Origin of the sequence: Modestobacter marinus, from assembly GCF_019799945.1 — a bacterium.
GTDB classification, from domain to species: domain Bacteria; phylum Actinomycetota; class Actinomycetes; order Mycobacteriales; family Geodermatophilaceae; genus Modestobacter; species Modestobacter marinus_B.
Genome location: NZ_JABGCH010000008.1, coordinates 1 through 18266, shown reverse-complemented (window position 1 = coordinate 18266; position 18266 = coordinate 1). Strand labels below are relative to the sequence as shown.

Genomic DNA, 18266 nt, shown 5'->3' with positions numbered 1-18266 from the left:
TTGGAGCGGCGGCAGGCGCGCACCGGGGTGGCCGGTAGCCTGGGGACATGCCGCGTGAGACCGGGCGCAAGCTCATCGCCCAGAACAAGAAGGCGCGGCACGACTACTCGATCCTCGACACCTACGAGGTGGGCCTGGTGCTCACCGGCACCGAGGTGAAGAGCCTGCGGGCCGGCCGTGCCTCGCTCGTCGACGGCTTCGCCACCGTCGACGACGGCGAGGTGTGGCTGCAGCACGTGCACATCCCCGAGTACGCCGAGGGCACCTGGACCAACCACGCGCCGCGCCGCAAGCGCAAGGTGCTCATGCACCGCGCCGAGATCGAGAAGCTGATCGGCAAGACCAAGGAGGGCGGGCTCACGCTCGTCCCGCTGGACCTGTACTTCAAGGACGGCAAGGTCAAGGCGACGCTGGCGCTCGCGCGGGGCAAGAAGACCTACGACAAGCGACAGGACCTCGCCGAGCGCGACTCGCGCCGGGAGATGGAGCGGGCCTTCGGCCGCTACGTGAAGGGACGCCGGTGAGGGGAATCGCCTTCGACCGGTTCGGCGACGCCGACGTCCTGGAGCTGCGGGACGACCTGCCCGAGCCACCGGTCGGCCCGGACACCGTGCTGGTGCGCAGCCGTGCCGCCGGGGTCAACCCGGTCGACATGGCCATCCGCGCCGGGTACCTGGCCGGCGCCTATCCGCACCACTTCCCGATCGTCCCCGGCTGGGACCTGGCCGGCGTGGTCGAGGCCGTCGGGCCGGCCGTCGTCGACTTCGCGCCCGGCGACGAGGTGTTCGGCTACCTGCGCCGGGACGACGTCCAGTGGGGGACGGCGGCCGAGCTCGTCCCCGCCCCGCAACGCTGCCTCGCGCACAAGCCCTCCTCGCTGTCGTTCACCGAGGCCGGTGCCGTGCCGCTGGCCGGGCTGACCGCCTACCAGGCGCTGACCGAGGCGCTGGCCGTCGGTGAGGGGGACCGGGTGCTGGTGCACCGCGCCGCCGGCGGTGTCGGGTTCTTCGCCGTGCAGATCGCCGCCGCGCTCGGCGCGCACGTCATCGGCACCGCGAGCCCGCGCAACCACGCGTTCCTGCAGGACGCCGGTGCCGCCGAGGTGCTCGACTACTCCGCCGGGCCGATCAGCGAGCAGCTGTCCGAGCCGGTGGACGCCGTCCTCGACCTCATCGGCGGCCCCGCGCTGGCCGACGCGCCGAAGCAGGTCCGGGACGTCGCCCGGATCGCCAGCATCGTCGACCCGGTGGTCAACGAGATGGGCGGCCGGTACGTGTTCGTGCGGCCCGAGCGGCACGACCTCGAGGAGCTCGCGCGGATGGCCGACGCCGGCCAGCTGCGGGTCGTGATCGCGAAGGCGTTCCCGCTCGCGCAGACCGCGCAGGCACAGGAGCTGGTCGCCGGCGGGCACGTCCGGGGCAAGGTCGTCGTCACCCTGTGAAGACGACGCTGTGACTCCGGCGCCGCCGGTCTCGGACGACGACGTCCCGCGCTGGTGGCGTGAGCTCGGTGTGCCCGGGCTGGTCGACGTGCACGTGCACTTCCTGCCCGAGCGGGTGCAGGCCAAGGTGTGGCGGTACTTCGCCGACGGCGAGCGCAACTACGGCCGACCGTGGCCGGTCACCTACGCGCTGCCGGTGGACGAGCGGCTCGCCGTCCTCGACCGGCTCGGCGTCCGCGCGTTCCCGACGCTGCCGTACCCGCACAAGCCCGGTATGGCCCCCTGGCTCAACGACGAGGCGGCCGCCTTCGCCGCGCAGCACCTGCAGGTGCTGCAGTCCGCGACCTTCTTCCCGGAGCCGGAGGCGCCGGCCTACGTGGCCGCGGCGCTGGACGCCGGGAGCCGGGTGTTCAAGGTGCACGTGCAGGTGGGCAGGTTCGACCCGCGCGACCCGCTGCTCGACGCGGTGTGGGCGCGGCTGGAGGAGACCGGGACACCGGTGGTCATCCACTGCGGGTCCGGGCCGCGGCCCGGTGTGCACACCGGGCCGGCGCCGATGAGCGGCCTGCTGGAGCGCTTCCCGCGGCTGCAGCTGGTGATCGCCCACCTCGGCATGCCGGAGTACGCCGCCTTCCTCGACCTCGCCGAGCGGTACGAGCGCGTGCACCTGGACACCACGATGTTCGCCACCGACTTCATCGAGCAGCTGATGCCCTTCGACCGCGAGCTGCTTCCGCAGCTGGGCGCGCTGCGGGACAAGGTCGTGCTGGGCAGCGACTTCCCGGCCATCCCGTACCCGTACTGGCACCAGCTGGCCGCGCTGCAGCGGCTCAGGCTGGGTGCCGACTGGCTGCGCGCAGTGGTGTGGGAGAACGGGGCCCGGCTGTTCGACCTCGCGGCCTGATCAGCCGGTCTGCCCCGGAGGCGTGTAGTCCGGACGCAGCTGGGACGCGCGGTCCAGCTGCTCGGGCGTGAGCAGGACGACCGTGCGGACCTCGACGGCGCCGGTGCCGCGGACGGTCAGGGCCAGCGACGCCATGGACTCCTGGTCGGGCATGTCGATGATCGTGTAGACGTCGTCCCCGCCGAAGGCGAAGTCGAACGTCTCGAGGCGCCCGCCCAGGCCGGTGACGGCCTTCTCCACCGCCGTCTTCCGGGCCGAGCCACCGGCGCTCATCAAGCCCTGGGCACCCTGGGCGGTGTAGTCCGCGATGAGCAGGAATCGGGGCACGGTTGCCTCCTCTCGGTGGTCCCCCGTGCGCGGGCGATGGTCCGACCGGGTGTGCGCGGGCGCAACGCCCTGGCCTGCCTGCGCGGGGAGGACGGCGCGGCGGCGACCGGCTGTCGGCCCGGGAATCCGGTTCGCGACGCCGTCCTGTGGCCCCTAGCCTTCGTCCTCGTGCCCGAGCTCTCCCTGCCCGCCGGCCTGACCGCCCGCCCCATGCGGGCCGACGACATGGCGGCCGCGGCCGACCTGCTCGCCGCCGCGGAGGTGGTCGACGACACCGGGGAGCACGAGAGCGCCGAGGGCCTGGCCGACTGGTGGGTCAACGACCTGGTCGACCTGACGCGGGACAGCCTCCTGGTGCAGACCCCGGACGGCGAGGTCGTCGCCCTCGCCGCGGTGGTCGCGCCGCCGACCTTCCGCGACGCCTTCACGGTGTACCTGGAGGGCTGCGTGCACCCCGACCGGCGAGGCCGGGGGATCGGCCGCGCCCTGCTGGCGTGGCAGCTCGCGCGCGGCGCGCAGGTGCACGCCGAGCGGCACCCCGAGGCGCCTGCCCGGCTGACCGTCTCGGTGTTCGCCACGATGGGGACGGCCGAGGCGCTGGTGCGCCACGCCGGCCTCACCCCGCAGCGCTGGTTCTCCCAGATGGCCCGGCCGCTGACCGGGCTGCCCGCGACGCCGGCGGTGCCCGGCGTCCGGCTGGTGCCGTTCACCTTCGACCGGGACGACGAGGTGCGCCGCGCGCACAACGCCGCCTTCTCCGGGCACTACGGCTCCAGCGAGCGGGACGCCGCCTCCTGGCAGGTGCTGTTCACCGGGCAGCGGAGCTTCCGACCCGACCTCTCCGTCCTCGCGATCGAGGACGGCGCCGTCCTCGGCTACGTGCTCGCCTACGTGTCCGAGGCGACCACCGAGGCGACCGGCGACCGCGAGACCTACCTCGGGCAGATCGGGGTGCTGCCGCACGCGCGCGGGCGGGGGATCGCGAAGGCGACGATCACCGAGGCGCTGCGCCTGGCCGCCGGGCACGACTGCCAGGTCGCCGCCCTGCAGGTCGACAGCGAGAACGGCAGCGGCGCGGTCGGCCTGTACGAGGGGCTGGGCTTCGTCACCCAGCGCACCCGCGTCTCCTGGGTGCGCGACGTGTCTCCGCCGGCCTGACAGCCGTCCCGGGTCCGCGGCCTGGCTCCACGGCGGAAGCTGTCAGTGCCCGGCGGCATGCTCACGGCGACCGCTGGACGCAGGCAGGAGGGACCCCCATCGCCGTGGACGACCAGGCCGACCCCCGCTGGACCACCAGCGGCTGGGGGTACGGCGTCAAGACCCAGGACCAGGCCTTCCGGGCCGTCAACCGGATCGTCTCGCTCGCCGCCGGCCGGCGGTACGTGTGGCGGGGGAGCAGCGACCGCTCCCACCGGCTGCGGTCGTCGCTGCTGCGCGACCTGATCATCGACGAGTCCGAGCCGCTGCCCACCGAGCTGGAGCTGCGCCGGCGCGAGCTCGCGGTGCTGCGCGAGGCCCGGGAGTGGGGGCTGGCGCGGGAGCTGGGGCCGCCCGCGTCGGATCTGCACCTGCTCGCCCACCTGCAGCAGCACGGCGTGCCGACCCGCCTCCTGGACGTCACGCACAACCCGATGACGGCGCTGTGGTTGGCCTGCGAGGGCGGCGACGAGGCTGGCGTCCTGTTCGCCTTCGACGTCACCGACGCCCCCACCTACGACACCGTCGGGCTCCCGTCGGACCCGCTGGACTGGTCGCTGCGGCTCGCCCTGGCCGTCTCGGCGAGGAGGGCAGCGCCCTTCCTCGTCCGGCCCACCCGGCCGAGCGCCCGGATGCGGGCGCAGGAGGGGCTGTTCCTGTCGGCCGCGGTGCCGCTGGGACCTGCCCTGCCCGGCGTCGACGGGGTGCCCCTGCCGACCGGGGAGCCCCCCGGCCCGGCGCGGCTCGCGGGCCTGTTCGCCCCGGAGGAGCGCGGTGCCGGCCGCCCGGCCCGGGTGCCGTTCTGCGCGGTCGTGATCCCGGCCCGCATCAAGAGGAAGGTCAAGGAGCACCTGACCGCGCTGAACCGGCGGCGCAGCACGGTGTACCCCGACGTCGACGGTTTCCGCGAGGCCCTCCGGGACGGCGAGGTCGCGCTCCATCCGCTGCCCGACGCCGTCCCGGCGCACGAGGACACCGACGCAACCGAGCGCTGAGCGCGACCCGCGGCCCTCCGCGTCAGCTCGGGTCGTTCCGGGTCAGCTGCGCGTCGCGGAGGTCGGCGTGCATCTCCCAGGGCGCCTGGGGGAGGACGTCGCCGGTCTCCAGCAGGGATTTTAGGTTGGCCAGGACGGCGGGCCAGCCGGCGGACACGGCCTCCAGGTCGGACTCGGTCGGCAGGTCCTCGTGCCGCACGGTGATCCGGACGATGTCCTGGTGGCGCTCGATCGTGAACGTCACCCGCGACGGGCTGCCGTCGCGCTGCTCGTCCGAACCCGGGAAGGTCAGCACGAGGCGTTCCGGAGGCCGGGCCTCGAGCACCGTGCCCGTGACGTCCGCGATGCCCGAGCCGTCGGTGCGCACGTGCTGCCAGGTCGAGCCCGGCTGCCAGTCGGACTCGTTGCGGTGCCCCCAGAACCGGGCGGTGAGGTCGGCGCTGGTGAGTGCTTCCCAGACCTGCTCGGGCGTGGCCCGGACGTAGGTGACGTAGATGTAGGTGGGCGGGGTGGTCATGTGCTGCTCCTCGGCTCTGTGCCGGACGGCGCTGAGGACGCGCAGTCGGGGCGTCTCGAACTTGTCGATCCACCGCTCCTGGATCTCGTGCAGCGGAACGGGGTTGAGGTAGTGCAACTTCTCCCGGCCGTGCCAGACGGTGCTGATCAGGTTCGCCGACTCCAGGACGGCGAGGTGCTGGGACGCCGACTGCCGGGCCATCGCCAGAGAGCCGCAGAGCTCGCCGAGGGTCTGGCCGTTCCGCTCGTGCAGCCGGTCGAGCAGCTGACGCCGGGTCGGGTCGGCCAGTGCCTTGAACACCGCCCTGAGGTCTTCCGGCACGGGGGAATCATGCAGGCATTTGCCTGCATGATGCAAGAGCCCGTCGCCCGCTACGGTCGGCGGGTGACCCGCGCCGAGCCGTTCCCCGACCTGCGGCTGGTCAGCCGCGTGCACCGGCGCCTGGAGCCGCTGCACTCGCACGTCTACTTCGCCCCCGAGCTGGAGGAGCACCTGACGGCGACCGGCCTGCGGCCCGGGCGGATGGTGTACTTCGCCGGCCGGGCCGCTCCCATGGGCGCGGTGGGCCCCGGCGTCGTGACGGCGACCTTCTCCAACTTCGCGCCCGCGCTGGTGGCCCGGCACATCCCGCGGGCCTGGACGCTCGCCTCGCCCGAGCAGGTGCTCGCGGCCCGGCACGAGGCCGCGCGCGCGTCGCTGACCCGGCTGCTCGGCGACGGCGTGGCCCAGGAGGTGGCCGAGCTCGCGGCTCTGCTCCAGGAGGCGTGCGGTGCGCTGACGCCGGAGGGGCGGCCGCTGTACGCGGCGCACGCCGACCTGCCCTGGCCGGCCGATCCGGTGCTGCGGCTCTGGCACGCGGTCAGCCTGCTGCGGGAGCACCGCGGCGACGGCCACGTCGCCGGCCTGCTGCGGTTCGGGCTCTCCGGACTCGAGGCGCTGGTCACCCACACGATCACCGGGCGCGGCTTCACCCGGCCGGCCGCCCAGGCGACCCGCGGTTGGTCCGACGAGGAGTGGGACGCGGCCACCGCCGCGCTGACCCGGCGGGGTCTGGTCGCCGACGGCGCGCTGACGGAGGACGGCGTCCGGCTGCGGACGGCGGTCGAGCGGGAGACCGACGAGCTGTCCGCGGCGCCGTTCGCCGCCCTGGGCGTGGAGCGCACCGAGCGGGTCGGCGAGCTCGCCCGCGTGCTGACCGGCCGAGTGCTGGAGAACGGCGCCTTCCCGGCCGGGCTGCTCGCCGGCCGCTGACCGACCCGCCCGTGCGGGGGAGCGGGCGTGCGCCGTCGTTCCCCGGCGTGTCACGATGGTCGACGGCCCGCGGAGTGGGCGGAGCCCAGGGACGTCGGGAGGTGACCGGGACGATGCGCACCGAGCCCCCCAGTCACAGTCCCGAGGTCCCCTCCCGCTGACGCCCCGGTCGACGTCCGATCCGGTCGGGGTGCTGCGTGCGGGGACCTCCTCGACGTCCCCACCTCTGCGTCCCTCCGGGAGTCCGTCGTGACCGACCGCCGCCGCAGCACCCCGCGCGCCGCACTGTCCACCCTCACCCGCCGCCCCCGCCCGGTGCTCGTGCCCCGGCTGCCCGAGGCGACCACGCCCGAGCCGGCACCCCGGTCGCGGCTGGTCGACAACGCGGTCTACGCGGCCGGACGGCGGATCGCGACCCCGGCCTCGCCGGCCGAGAGCCACGAGTGGCTGACCGAGGGGTTCGACGACCGGATGGTGTGGCTGGGCCTGTACCGGCCCGAGCCCGGCGAGCTGGGGGAACTGGCCGAGCAGTACGGACTGCCCGAGCTCGCCGTCGAGGACGCGATCAAGGCCCACCAGCGGCCGAAGTTCGAGCGGTACGGCGACACGCTGTTCGTCGTCCTCAAGGCCGCCCGGTACCTCGACGCCGTGGAGGAGGTCGACTTCGGCGAGCTGCACCTGTTCCTGGGCAAGGACTTCGTCATCACCGTGCGGCACAGCGAGTCGCCGGACCTCTCCCGGGTGCGGCGCCGGCTGGAGAGCGACCCGGAGCTGCTGGCCCGGGGGAGCGAGGCGGTGCTCTACGCCATCCTGGACGCCGTCGTCGACGGGTACGCCCCGGTGGTCGCCGGCCTGGAGAACGACATCGACGAGATCGAGGTCGAGGTCTTCCGCGGTGACCCGCAGGTGTCCCGGCGCATCTACGAGCTGTCCCAGGAGGTCGTGGACTTCCAGCGGGCCGCCCAGCCGCTGACCGGGATCCTCGCCGCGATCACCGCCGGCTTCGAGAAGTACGGGGTCGGTGAGGACCTGCAGAGCTACCTGAGGGACGTCGCCGACCACGTGACCCAGGTGACCGAGCGGGTCGAGGGCTTCCGGCTGCAGCTGCGCGACATCCTCACCGTCAACGCGACGCTGGTCGCCCAGCGGCAGAACGACGAGATCCGCGAGCTCACCGAGGCGAGCATCGCCCAGGGCGAGGAGGTCAAGAAGATCTCCGCGTGGGCGGCCATCCTCTTCGCCCCGACCCTGGTCGGCACCGTGTACGGCATGAACTTCGACCACATGCCCGAGTTGCACTGGCGGCTGGGCTACCCGGCCGCGCTGGTGGCGATGCTGGCGGTCAGCGTCGTCCTGTACCTGGTCTTCAAGCGCCGCGACTGGATCTAGGAGGCACCCGCTGCGCGGCGCGGAACAACCAGGTGGCGGGGCCAGTTAGACTGGACGCACAACTACACAGGGGGTGAATGGTCTCGACTGCGGTCGGGTGACCAGGGGAAGCGAGCCGAGGAAGGCAACGATGAGCTCGTTAACCACGCGTTGCAAACAACACAAGCGCCGACTCCAGTCAGCGCGACTTCGCCCTCGCTGCCTGATAGCAGCGTAGGCGGGTCTGTCAGCCCGGGTTCGTCATCGGCCCGGACCCTGGCATCAGCTAGATGACTCACCGTGCGTGCCGGCCGCGGACGCGCATGGGACACCTCACAGCGGCTGGGCCCGTCACACCGACTCGTTCGCGTGATCGGTGGGGTCGAGCAGAGACAGAGCGGACTGCGCTCGGAGAAGCCCTGGTGATGCGTCGTAGGACGCGGGTTCGATTCCCGCCACCTCCACCCACCCCGGGATGCTGGCGACAAGCCAGCACCCTCGTTGGCCAAAAGCCGGGGGCCACCGCGGACAGCGGTGGCCCCCGGCTTTTCGCTGCTCAGTGCTCCAGTAGCTCTCTGACGCACTGCGTGCTCGCCTACGAAGGCCACGAACTCAGCGCTTGGTCCCCCCTGCCGTAGCGCGATGTCCGCCTCCGGCTGGGTACATGTCGGAGGCCCCGTCCGTCCGGTCGGGTTCGCGCACGTGCGAGTGCACTGGGGCCGCCGGCACTGGCCGCGGCTTGCAGCAGTACGGGAACCCCCTCAGACCAAGATCATGCGGGACCGTCCGGACCTACCGTTCTCACGACCAGGCGCACGAGTTCCATGGGCCCCGGTCGGCCGTATCCCGCCTCAGCCTCCAGCCTTGCGGCTTCCCGCTTGGTCTGCTCCGCCTCCGCGTCACGGCCCAGGGTCCGCAGACCGATTGCGAGGTTGCGAAGGGCGGTTGTCAGGGCGTCGCGGTACCTGTCGAGGTGACGCGTGTTCAGTCCGCGGTACAGGGTCACCGCCTCCTCATCAGCAGCCAGCGCGTCCCGGTCGCGGCCCAATTCGGCTAGCACGTAGGCAAAGGTCTGCAGGGAGCTGGCGAGGTCCGAGGTGAACGCGTCAGGTTGGGTGGCCGCGAGCCGGCGGCGGAGGGTGACGGCTTCCTCGATCGCGGTCAGGGCGTCTCCGGCGCGGCCGAGGTCGGCCAGCTGGTTCGACAGGTTGTGCAGCGAGCGGGCGAGGGCCGGGGTGAACGCGTCAGGTTGGGTGGCGGCGAGCCGGCGGCGGAGGGTGACGGCTTCCTCGATCGCGGTCAGGGCGTCCTCGGTGCGGCCGAGGTCGGCCAGCCGGTTCGACAGGTTGTTCAGCGAGCCGGCGAGGTCGGGGGTGTAGGCGTCGGGTTGGGCGGCGGTCAGCGTGCGGTAGGTGGTGACGGCCTCGTCGATCGCGGTCAGGGCGTCCTCGGCGCGGCCGAGGTCGGCCAGCCGGTTCGACAGGTTGTTCAGCGAGCGGGCAAGGTCGGGGGTGTAGGCGTCGGGGTGGGTGGCGGCCAGTCGGCGGCGCAGCGTGACGGCCTCGTCGATCGCGGTCAGGGCGTCCTCGGCGCGGCCGAGGTCGGCCAGCCGCACCGACAGATGGTTCAGCGACGTGGCGAGCGTGGGAGTGTGAGTGTCGGGGTCGGTGACGGCGAGGTCGCGGTAGGCGGCGACGGCCTGGGCGGTGAGCGTGACGGCGAGCGCAGCCAGTCCGATGCTGCGCTGGGGCAACCGGGCTACCTGGGCGGCGGCGGACTGCGGTTGAGGAGCGAGGGCGAGGGCGCGGCTGAGCAGGTCGGGCAGCTGGCCGGCCGGATCGGCGAGTGCGGTGGTGAGCAGGTCGGGTAGCCGGGTGGCGAGCAGCCGGTCCAGCGCCTGATGGACTGGGGGTCGGGTGGCGGCGCGGGTCAGCTCGGTGAGCAGCTGCGCGACCTGGGCTCCGCCAGGGGCCCGATCATCGGCGGTGAGCCGGTCGTAGCCGGGGAGGACCAGATCGGCGAGGTCGGGGCAGGTCGTCAGCAGTTGTTCGGTGAGCAGGTCGGGGCGCAGCGGGCTGATCCACGGCGGACCAGCTCCGGGGTAGAGCTCATGCAGCCAGGTCGCTACCGCTGCCCGGGCCCCGACGGCGGCGTCGCTGAAGTCGCGGATGAGGGTGAGCAGCGCGGTGGTGGCGGCCTCGTCGGGTGGCGCGAGCAGGGTGGCCGCGGCGACGGCCTGCTGGCGGGTGGTCGCGCCGCCGGTGGGCACGTCCGATGGAAAGGTCTCTGCCCATCGGGCCCGCTCCCAGTCGAGGACCGCGTCCAGTACGCGCTCGCGCACCGCGTTCCCGGTGGTCGGCACCTCGGCGCTGGCTGCGGTCAGCAGGGCGGTCATGTGCACCAGCAGCGGGTTGGCGAATGCCGCATCGGTCAGGTCGGGAGCCGTGCGTTCGGCGGCGTCGGCCGGGTTGGGCACGTGTCGGGTGAAGGCGGTGAGCGCCTGAAGGTGGTGGGTTGCTCGTTCGCTGTCCGGCAGTTCACCCTCCATGAGCGCGAGCGATTCCTCTGCCAGGTCGTCGGTGAGGTGGTCGGTGCGCTGGTTGAGGATGGCCCACCAGCCGGCGGTGTGGCGCGCCAGCAGCAGCAGCCGCACCGGCGGCGCGTCCGGCGGCCAGTAGCCCAGGATGCGCACCAGCGCCTCGAGCAACCGCCCGTGGAGGTCGGCGTCGTCGACGACGAGCAGGGTGGCCCGGTCGAAGGTCAGCTCAACCCGCCCGCCTGGGGTGTCCGGGTCGGCGAGGCCGGCCTGCCAGCCGTGCCCGGCCATGCGGACGCAGACCTCCGCGGCCAGTCGGGACTTGCCCGCACCACCGGCACCCAGCAGCAGCCGCAGCGGTCGGCTGGGCCCGTTCAGGCACCATGCCTGCAACGTCTGCAGCTCCTGCTCGCGGCCGAGAAAAGGCACGATGCCGTACTCGGGTAGCAGAAGCCGGGCCGGCTGCCTCGTCCCGAGCCACGCAGTAGGCGGCCGGTACGGCGGCATGACGGCTAGCGAGGTGTCGGCGGTGAGGGCCAGCCGCAGCCGCGGCCCCATCGGAGTGACGATGGCGGCTGAGGGACCGAGCAGCGCGATCAGCGCCGGGTCGGCCAGCAGTGGCGCGACAGCGGCGGCGACCACCCGGTCGGTCCCGAACCGGCCGGGATCCACCACCACCACGCCGATCAGGAACGGGCCGGCGAACAGGGCCGCCCCGGACATCCCGGCCCACGGCGAGCCGCTGTTTCGTTCGGTCGGAGGGGAGGTCAGCACCGTGACTGCCAGCTGCCCGGACTTCAGTTGGGCGGCGGGGGCGAGGAACCCGTACAGGTGCTCGGTATCGCGCACCCGGTTCGGACGCTCCTGCGCCCACGGGAACCCGACGGCGCTGACCGCGATCGGCTCGGTGCCCTCCATCCGGCCCCAGCGCGGGGCTGGACCGGCCGGCGGCAGCCGCGGCGCGTTGGCCGTCAGGCGCAGCACCGCCACGTCGGCGGCCTCGTTCCGCCACACCACGACCGCCGGAAGCCAGTCCGCGTGGCCGATCGGCCGGGCCTGGCACACCCCGGCCGGCTCCAGCGTGTCCAGCACCGGCGCGTCCGGTGCGGCCACCGGCAGCCCGGCGACCACGTGGGCAGCGGTGAGGACCAGCTGCTCGGTCAGCCGGTAGCCGGACCCGACCTCTCCCGCTGCTCGGGTCGGGGCCGGCGGCGCGTAGAGCTCGATGACCCGTCCGACGTCCATCCGCGCCTCCGGTCCGCCGTTGCCGCTCCGCCGAAGGAGGGCAGCTCACTACGGCGGCGGACCGGGCACCTGGTCGCCGATGTACAGCGGCTGGCCGCGTTCGTCGACCGGGGTGAGTGTCAGGGTGACCGTCTGCGTCTCCGCCTGCGACCACTTGGCGGATCCGCCGGCCTCGATCACCCAGAACCGCACCTTGCCCTCCGGACCGCCCTCCCGGCCGGTCACCACGGTGAACTCCACCTGCACCGGCCCCACCGCGAACTGCAACCCCGATTCCCGGGCCGCCTGCGCCTCCCGCAGCTCCGCGCGCAAGCCGGCCACGAACGCCGCCACCGGCACCCGACCGTTCTCATCGCCCACGGTGATCCTCCTCGACGACAGCCCGAACCGTGGCACGGCGCCCTCCCAGCCGGAACCTCATCCCGGATCCCACAGCGGGACACGCCGCGAAGGTGGGGAGACTTCCCGTTCCCACGACGAGGCCCCCGAGTTCCGCGACTCCGTCGTCGGACAGAGTCTGACCTTTGTGACTCAGGACGAAGACGTCCGTGGGTGCCTCGCGCGCGGCGAGGCGGTCAGTTCCGTGCTGTACGCGCCCGTGTCCTCGGGGCTCTCGGCCCCCGGCGGCGTCGGACGCCACCAAGCGGTATCGGTCGTCGCGCCCCGGCACCGGCTCGGCTTTCGAAGTGCTCCATGCCCGCTCAGCCCATGCCGAGCCCGGCGCTGCCGCGCGGTGCCACACGGACCGCCGGATCACCGAGCACCACATGGACGCGGGCGTCGTGCGTGGCCGTCCACAGTCCGACCAGATCTGCGTCGTCGATGCGCTTGCCGTACCTCCGGAACCCGTCCATGCGGCGGGTGAGTTCGGTGGCGATCTCCGCGTACCGGGAGGTCAGGCTCTCCATCGCCCATCCGAGCCGGGCGCCGTCCATCAGCGCCAGCAGGGTGCTCTGGAGAGGGGGCACCTGCGCGGCCAAGCCCCTCCACGGGAACGAGCAGCTCCAGGCCCGGCCGACGTGCCCCACGAAGGCCAGCGCGCCGCCGGCGGGCGCGCCGAGCAGCCGCTGGGGAAGCCGCGCGGTGAACCCGGTAGCCGGCAGTTCCGCGCCGTCGGGACCCCCCGGGTAGTCGGAGACGTGGGGTGTGCCCGCCCCGAAACCGGCGAAGGAGAACACCACCTTCGGCCCGACCGGCGTGTCGGAGCGCAGGTGGTGCGCGGCCAGGTACTGCTCCTCGTTGACGGGGCCGCGAGCGGCAAGGGGACCGGGCCAGTTCTGGCAGAGCAGGGCCCCGGCGAGGTCGCGGTGCGCCCGCGTCCCCCCGATGCCGTGGCTCGCCGTGAAGAGCAGATCCGGGGCCTGGGGACCGGTCAGGAGGTCCTCCAGCCGGGTGCGCGTGGCACCCGCGCCGATGTCGGTGTCGACGTGCCAGGTCCGCGCCGCCTCCCGCAACTCCTGGTGCAGCGGCTCCGCGAGTCGCGAGGCGCTCAGGGTTGTGGGCGTGTCCCCGGGATGCCGGGTGGCGAAGAGGTGGAGCCGGCGTGCAGAGGCCGTGGGGACGCCGTCGGCCGGGACGTCCAGGCTCCGCTCGGCGGCCACGACGGTCGCCGCGTAGGCGGCACAGGCCTCGGCATCCTCGAGATCCAGGCGCCCGACGGCGTAGGACACAGCCAGCTGGTACTGGACGTCGAAGGGGATCTCGTCCGGTGACCCCGCGAGCAGCAGGTAGTAGGGAACCTTGTGCGGGTCGGCGACTGACGGGCCCATTCCGTAGCGGGCCAGAAAGTCGTCCTTGTCCTCCCCGGGACGCAGTTCGAGGCGCTGGAACAGGTCGCCGGCCTGCTCCTCCCGCAGCCGGAGGAGAGGGTCGAGGGCCTCCAGCACCGCGGGGTCGACGTCCGGCGGGACGACCACGCCCCAGCCCACCGAGGCCAGATCCTGCGGGTCACGCCCATAGATGACCCCGAAGTGATCCTCGTCGTCCTGCCGGCGCCGGCGCAGCTGGCGCACCCCCGGGGGCGGAGTGGGATCATCCCGCAGGGCGCGAGCCACGTCGGCCAACGCCAGCTGAGGCGTGAGGTAAGCGCCCGTGTCGGCGTCGATCCCGTTGAGCACGAGCGGGGCGTCCGCCGCCGCGACCCCGGTCACCCCTCATCACGCCGGCACGGACGGCAGGTCTTGAAAACGATGCTCACGAGCCCCCTCCAGGACTCACGATGCCGCCCACGTGTGCGAGTCGACGCCGGATCCGCCCCTCACAGGAAGACGTACAGGTCGTACCCACCTGGCAGACTGGTGGATGCCCAGCACTGCCACTCAGGATCGCTACAAGGGTTGTGCGGACCCGCGGCTTGGCAGGACGCCAAGTCCGGATAGGTCGCCACGAACGTCCAGCCGGCAGCAGCTGCCGGTTCCGCGGCAGAAGAGGGAACAACTGCGTACGCGGGTGCGGCCGTGAGAGCCGGGACCATGGCCGCGAACGACGTGGAGGAGCGCCGCGGCCATGGACCGTCGTAGGTCACGCGTTGCCCCTCCTCTCCTTGAATCGATCTCCGTCTTCCGGGACATCGCCCGTTGGAACAGAGTCCACGGGCTCGATTCTGATACTGGATGCGTTCCTCTGATGGCGCCTCACTTGCACGGCATGGTGGTCGAGTCGGACGGCTACGACGAGTACTGCGCTGGCGGGGCATCTTCCGGTGCACCGTTCCCTGCCGGCAGGGTGGGACAGGTCCGCTGGTACTCCAGTTCCGCGGCGAACTGCTCCCATTCGTCTCGGGACAGGTTGCGGTTGACCAGCTGGCAGCCGGCCCTGACCCAGTCCGAGGGCGGTTCATCCCACCAGCGCAGGTACCACAACAGCGCCGTCTGGTCCGTGCCCGCGGAGACGAGGAGGGAGCCGTCGCGGCTGAACGCCACCCCGTTGACCGCGCCGCCGTGGCCTGCGAGCGGCTCGCCGTCCGGCCGGCCGGTGGCGGTGTTCCACAACCGCACGGTTCCGTCGGTGCTGGCGCTGGCCAGCAGACGCCCGCCCGGGCTGAACGCGACCGCGTTTACCGCGTCGATGTGGCCCTGCAGCGGCTCGCCGGCGGGCCGACCGGTGGCGGTGTCCCACAGCCGCACCGTTCCGTCGGCGCCTGCACTGGCCAGACCGGTGCTGTCGGGGCTGAACGCCACCCCTCTCACCCGATCGAGGTGGCCGGTCAGCGGCGCGCCGTGTGGCCGGCCGGTGGCCGGATCCCACAGCCGCACCGTCCGGTCGTGACCGGCGGTGGCCAGCAGGGCTCCGTCCGGGCTGAACGCCACCCCCCACACCGGGCCGGTGTGGCCGGTCAGCGGATCGCCGTGTGGCCGGCCGGTGGCCGGATCCCACAGCCGCACCGTCCGGTCGTTACCGGCGGTGGCCAGCAGGGCCCCGTCCGGGCTGAACGCCACCCCCCACACCGGGCCGGCGTGGCCGGCCAGCGGATCGCCGCGCGGCCGGCCGGTCGCGGTCTCCCACAGCCGCACCGTCCCGTCGCCGCCGGCGCTGGCCAGCAGGGTCCCGTCCGGGCTGAACGCCACCCCGCTGACCACGCCTCGGTGGCCGGTCAGCGGCTCGCCGTGCGGCTGGCCGGTGGCCGTCTCCCACAACCGCACCGTGCCGTTGGCGCCGGTGGTGGCCAGCAGGGTCCCGTCCGGGGTGAACGCCACCCCGAGGACCAGGCCGGGATCGCCGGCCAGCCGTCGGCGGACGGAATAGGTGTCGGCGACTGCCCAGATCCGCGCCGTCTGGTCGGTGCCGGCGCTGGCCAGAGAAGCACCGTCGGGGCTGAACGCCACGGCGGTCACCGCGCCGTCGTGGCCGGCCAGCGGATCGCCGTGCGGACGGCCGGTGGCGCTGTCCCACAGTCGCACCGTCCGGTCGGTACTGGCGCTGGCCAGCAGGGGCTCGCTCGGGCTGAAGGCCACGGCGGTCACCGCGCCGCGGTGGCCCTCCAGCGGCGCGCCGTGCGGCTGAAATGTGGCGGTGTCCCTCAACCACACCGTTCCGTCCGTGCTGGCGCTGGCCAGCAGGGGCTCGCTCGGGCTGAACGCCACGGCGGTCACCGTGCCGGTGTGACCACGCAGCGGCTCGCCGTGCGGCTGCCCGGTCGTGGTCTCCCACAGCCGCACCGTACCGTCGTCGCCGGCGCTGGCCAGCAGCGCGCCGTCGGGGCTGAACGCCACGTCGTTCACCGTGCCGCCGTGTCCCTCCAGCGGCGCGCCGTGCGGTTGGCCGGTAGCGGCGTTCCACAGCCGCACCGTTCGGTCGGTACCGGCGGTGGCCAGCAGGGCCCCGTCGGGGCGGAACGCCACCGCGGTCACCGCGTCGGTGTGGCCCTCCAGCGGCGCGCCGTGCGGTTGGCCGGTGGCGGTGTTCCACAGCCGCACCGTTCGGTCGGTACCGGCGGTGGCCAGCAGGGCGGCGTCGGGGCGGAACGCCACGGCATTGACTGCGCCGCTGTGACCCTCCAGCGGCGCGCCGTCCGGTCGGCCGGTGGCTGTGTCCCAGAGCCGCACCGTCGCGTCCTCGCCGGCCGTGGCCAGTAGCGCCCCGTCAGAGCTGACCGCCGCGTCGAACACCGCCCCCTGGTCGCCGCGGAGCAACAGCATGGTGCGGTGGGTGAGTTGGGCCAGCCCGGTGACCAGCCCGGGGGGAGGGGGCTCGTCCTGGCCGCTGGCCAGGCTCAGGCTCTGCAGGCCGAGCAGGATGGCCAGATCCGGACGCGTGCTCACCAACCGGTCCGCACGGGCGGCCAGCTCCCGCGCAGCGGCCAGATCGGACGCCTCTCGGGCGTCTCCCGACTTTCGCCAGGCATATAGGCCGAGCGCGGAGGCAGCAACCAAGAGCAGTGCCATTGTCGCCGCGATCGAGCGCGCCTGACGCAGCCGGCGGCGGGCGCTCCTTTCTGATGCCCGTCTCGATGCCTCGAGGAACTCCCGCTGCCGGTGCGTGAGTGCACCCGATCGGACGACGTCGTCCTCCTCCGCGGCGGCGAGGTCCGCGCCCAGCAGGAGCAGGCGGTCCGGCTTGCCCTCCTGCTCCCACAGCGCGGCCGCGCGCTCGAAAGAGGACAGGTGCTGCGCGCGCCAGGCGGCGTTGTCCCGCCGGACAGGTTCGATCAGCCGGTCGTGCGCCAGCTCGTACCACGTGGCCTGCCGACGCATCTCGGCGCGGACGAGGTGGGCGTCGAGGAGCTCGCCCAGCAGGCGGTGCCCGGCCTCCCCGAAGGGCTCGGGGCCCTCCAGCACCTGGCTGCGCAGACCCTGTGGGGTGATCAGGCGGTCCTCGAACCACTCCCGGATGGCGCGCTCAGGCACCCCGGTCCGCTCCGCCGCGGTGCGGACCCGCTCGGCGTAGTAACCGGCCAGCGCCTGGTCCACCCTGCCCAAGGCCTCGACGTCGACGCGGGTGATCTCCGTGGCATCGGAGGGCAGCATTGACCACAGCAGGTGGCAGACGACCTGCAACTGGACCGGCTCGACGGAGGAGCCGAGCACCTCGGTGACCCCGCCCGGCCGCTGCATGCGCACGGTCCGCAGGTCGTCCACCAGCTGCCGGGCGGCCTCCTCGGTGAAGTGGACGCCCGCCTGCTCCGCCGGGCGGCGCATCGCCTCGAGCGCCTGGTCCACGGAGAGCAGATCCAACCGGAACCTCGTCCGGAACCGCGTCGGGATGTGGATGAGGTAGGGGTCCAGGGCGGCGAGGAAATCCTCCCGCATCGAGAACAACGCCCAGTGGCCCCGGTCGCGCAGCGTCTGGCCGAGCTCGTTGAAGAACGCGTGCTTCGCCGGCTCGTCGGTGGGGTCGGCGGTGAGCACCTCCTCGAACTGGTCGAAGACCAGCACCTGGTTACCCGGCCGGCCGTCCCGGTCGGCGTGGGCGTCCAGGTACTCCCGCAGCGTCAGGGTCGCCAGCTCGGCGACCGGTCGCTGGCTCGCCGGCGGCACCCCCTCTTCGAGGGAGAGCAGCACGCTCATCACGTAGCGGTTGCGGGGCTCGGGCATCCCGGGCCGCGGCTTGAGCGCGTGGGTGACCCGGATGACCGGCAGCACCTCGAAGCCGGCCTCCTGCAGGGACGGAATTAGGGCGGCCTGGATCAGCGACGTCTTCCCGGCCCCGGAGGGCGAGTACAGCAGGACGATCCGCTCGGCGACGAGCAGGTCGAGCAGGTCCTCGCGTTCCCGATCGCGTCCGTACAGCGGGTCGCCCAGCCGGAAGGACGTCGGGCCGACGTAGGGGTTGCCCACCCGTGGCGGCGTGTCGGTGGCGGTCATCTCCGCGCACCCCAGGCCTGCGCCAACTCCTTGACGAAGTGCTCGGTGCTACCCCAGTACAGGGACACCCGGGCGCTGTAGAAGTAGCTCTCCAGGTACGTCCGAGCGCGCGCGGCGTCGATCGTGGCGCCCTCCTCCGGGTCGACCTGGACGGCGACGTGCGTGTACAGATCACGCCGCCGT

At 73.2% G+C, this 18266-nt stretch carries 14 protein-coding genes and 1 other RNA gene; 8 read left to right on the top strand and 7 right to left on the bottom strand.

Annotation, left to right across the window (positions count from 1 at the left end; translation table 11 throughout):
• The first annotated feature begins 47 nt into the window (after positions 1 to 47).
• The 3 genes from smpB to HK417_RS09395 are packed head-to-tail and all read left to right on the top strand — an operon-like array spanning position 48 to position 2345.
• The gene (gene smpB / locus HK417_RS09405) at positions 48 to 524 is read left to right on the top strand and encodes an SsrA-binding protein SmpB (RefSeq protein WP_222265697.1); all 477 of its coding nucleotides are present in this window, start codon (positions 48 to 50) and stop codon (positions 522 to 524) included.
• Positions 521 to 1441, top strand: a complete 921-nt coding sequence (locus HK417_RS09400) for an NADP-dependent oxidoreductase (RefSeq protein ID WP_222265695.1) — start codon at positions 521 to 523, stop codon at positions 1439 to 1441. The genes smpB and HK417_RS09400 overlap by 4 nt, the downstream gene beginning before the upstream one ends.
• Before the next feature lie 10 nt (positions 1442 to 1451).
• Positions 1452 to 2345, top strand: coding sequence for an amidohydrolase family protein (locus tag HK417_RS09395; protein WP_222265693.1), 894 nt, complete (start codon positions 1452 to 1454; stop codon positions 2343 to 2345).
• Here the strand turns inward: HK417_RS09395 and HK417_RS09390 are convergent, their stop codons facing one another.
• Positions 2346 to 2672, bottom strand: a complete 327-nt coding sequence (locus HK417_RS09390) for a GYD domain-containing protein (RefSeq protein WP_222265691.1) — start codon at positions 2670 to 2672, stop codon at positions 2346 to 2348.
• Positions 2673 to 2687: 15 nt separating this feature from the next.
• On the opposite strand from HK417_RS09390, the gene HK417_RS09385 reads away from it, so the two are divergent.
• Together HK417_RS09385 and HK417_RS09380 are read left to right on the top strand one after the other, a co-directional pair.
• Entirely contained in the window at positions 2688 to 3830 is a 1143-nt protein-coding gene (locus tag HK417_RS09385) for a GNAT family N-acetyltransferase (protein ID WP_308123474.1), read from the top strand.
• Positions 3831 to 3934: 104 nt separating this feature from the next.
• The gene (locus tag HK417_RS09380; RefSeq protein ID WP_222265689.1) at positions 3935 to 4864 is read left to right on the top strand and encodes an FRG domain-containing protein; all 930 of its coding nucleotides are present in this window, start codon (positions 3935 to 3937) and stop codon (positions 4862 to 4864) included.
• A gap of 22 nt (positions 4865 to 4886) precedes the next feature.
• On the opposite strand, the gene HK417_RS09375 is transcribed toward HK417_RS09380, so the two are convergent.
• Positions 4887 to 5702 (bottom strand): ArsR/SmtB family transcription factor, encoded by an 816-nt coding sequence (locus HK417_RS09375; RefSeq protein WP_222265687.1) that lies wholly within the window; start codon positions 5700 to 5702, stop codon positions 4887 to 4889.
• A gap of 63 nt (positions 5703 to 5765) precedes the next feature.
• On the opposite strand from HK417_RS09375, the gene HK417_RS09370 reads away from it, so the two are divergent.
• The 3 genes from HK417_RS09370 to ssrA all read left to right on the top strand — a co-directional run bounded on the left by HK417_RS09370 (position 5766) and on the right by ssrA (position 8467).
• On the top strand, positions 5766 to 6632 hold the full coding sequence (locus HK417_RS09370; protein ID WP_222265685.1) for an SCO6745 family protein: 867 nt from the start codon (positions 5766 to 5768) through the stop codon (positions 6630 to 6632).
• A gap of 249 nt (positions 6633 to 6881) precedes the next feature.
• Positions 6882 to 8021, top strand: a complete 1140-nt coding sequence (locus HK417_RS09365; RefSeq protein ID WP_222265683.1) for a magnesium and cobalt transport protein CorA — start codon at positions 6882 to 6884, stop codon at positions 8019 to 8021.
• Positions 8022 to 8090: 69 nt separating this feature from the next.
• Positions 8091 to 8467, top strand: a transfer-messenger RNA (tmRNA) gene (ssrA, locus tag HK417_RS09360).
• A gap of 305 nt (positions 8468 to 8772) precedes the next feature.
• Here the strand turns inward: ssrA and HK417_RS09355 are convergent.
• The 5 genes from HK417_RS09355 to HK417_RS09335 all read right to left on the bottom strand — a co-directional run.
• Positions 8773 to 11781, bottom strand: a complete 3009-nt coding sequence (locus HK417_RS09355; protein WP_222265681.1) for a tetratricopeptide repeat protein — start codon at positions 11779 to 11781, stop codon at positions 8773 to 8775.
• Between the two features lie 48 nt (positions 11782 to 11829).
• The gene (locus tag HK417_RS09350) at positions 11830 to 12141 is read right to left on the bottom strand and encodes a trypco2 family protein (protein WP_222265679.1); all 312 of its coding nucleotides are present in this window, start codon (positions 12139 to 12141) and stop codon (positions 11830 to 11832) included.
• Between the two features lie 341 nt (positions 12142 to 12482).
• Positions 12483 to 13931 (bottom strand): hypothetical protein, encoded by a 1449-nt coding sequence (locus HK417_RS09345; RefSeq protein WP_222265677.1) that lies wholly within the window; start codon positions 13929 to 13931, stop codon positions 12483 to 12485.
• Positions 13932 to 14447: 516 nt separating this feature from the next.
• The gene (locus HK417_RS09340) at positions 14448 to 18083 is read right to left on the bottom strand and encodes an nSTAND1 domain-containing NTPase (RefSeq protein WP_222265675.1); all 3636 of its coding nucleotides are present in this window, start codon (positions 18081 to 18083) and stop codon (positions 14448 to 14450) included.
• A partial coding sequence (locus HK417_RS09335; RefSeq protein WP_222265673.1) for a hypothetical protein occupies positions 18080 to 18266 on the bottom strand: 187 nt, incomplete at its 5' end. The genes HK417_RS09335 and HK417_RS09340, both read right to left, overlap by 4 nt.

Coding starts and splice junctions, on each gene's coding strand:
- smpB (WP_222265697.1), top strand. CDS start 48: ATGCCGCGTGAGACCGGGCGCAAGCTCATCGCCCAGAACAAGAAGGCG.
- HK417_RS09355 (WP_222265681.1), bottom strand. CDS start 11,781: ATGGACGTCGGACGGGTCATCGAGCTCTACGCGCCGCCGGCCCCGACC.
- HK417_RS09340 (WP_222265675.1), bottom strand. CDS start 18,083: ATGACCGCCACCGACACGCCGCCACGGGTGGGCAACCCCTACGTCGGC.